Annotated in this window: 1 protein-coding gene; it reads right to left on the bottom strand. The window is 24.1% G+C overall.

Annotated features, from left to right (window positions below; translation table 11 throughout):
- Window positions 1–285 precede the first annotated feature (285 nt).
- Complete coding sequence (locus Q8777_RS02625; protein WP_318749496.1) at window positions 286–594, bottom strand: hypothetical protein; 309 nt, start codon at window positions 592–594, stop codon at window positions 286–288.
- Between the last annotated feature and the right edge of the window lie 358 nt (window positions 595–952).

Raw genomic sequence — 952 nt, 5'->3', positions numbered from 1 at the left:
CAATAAAACTTTGGTGTAATTCTTCATCCTGATGTTTTTTTATAAAATAAATGGGAGCGAAAACGATCATGACACCGATAATTAGAAAAATAATTTCTTTTATTAATTTTTTTAAATTGTTCATATTATAAAAACTCCTTTGTTTTGTTTAGTTAATAAAAAAAGACCCTTTAAAATAAGGGTCTTAAAAATTTAATATTTTATTATTTTTTTTAAAAAATGTTTTTAAATGAAAAATGTTTTTTTCTTAACCAGTTAATTGATTTTTGTTGAGTTAAAAAACCCCTAATGGCAGGCCAAAATAATTGCAATTAAACTTGCCATTAAAGAAGCCGTTTTTGTTGAAAATTTTATCAATCGATGAATTGGTTTTTTAAAAAAAACTAACTTTTTAGGAAAATATTTTAGTTTAGAAAGATAATTTGGCTTTTTAATTTTCTCTTCTTGTAGTTGTTCTTGTGAGGGAATGTTATATGTTTCACTGGGAGGATTATTGTGATCTTTTTTCATTAAATAAAAAGGGATGACAATAAGAAGAGAAACTGTTAAGAAGAAAAGAATGAATATTCTTTTTTTATTTTTAAACCAAAACATTTTTTTGAAACCTCCTGTTTTAGTTTGATTGACTTTTTTTTGTCAGTTAGTTGTGTTTTTTTTATATTTAACTAAAAAAGTCCCTTTAAAAAGGGACTTAAATTGATAAAATATTTTTTTGGTTCTTAAATAAAAAAAGACTCTTGAAAAGAGTCTTAATTTGGTCATTTTTAATAATAATTATTTTTTAAAATTAAATAAGTTAAAACGCTTTATACAACAAAAATAACTTAACTATCGATATCGAAATAGCGCCTCCCCCAGAGGCTCTATTTTTCTTTTTCACCGCGAAATTTGTTTTAACTATAAACAAATGAAACATTGGTTCACTCCCAAACAGAATAAAAAGTTGGTTAGG

The organism is Candidatus Phytoplasma stylosanthis (assembly GCF_032886435.1).
Lineage (GTDB): Bacteria > Bacillota_I > Bacilli_A > Acholeplasmatales > Acholeplasmataceae > Phytoplasma > Phytoplasma stylosanthis.
This window is presented reverse-complemented; position numbering and strand designations above follow the sequence as displayed.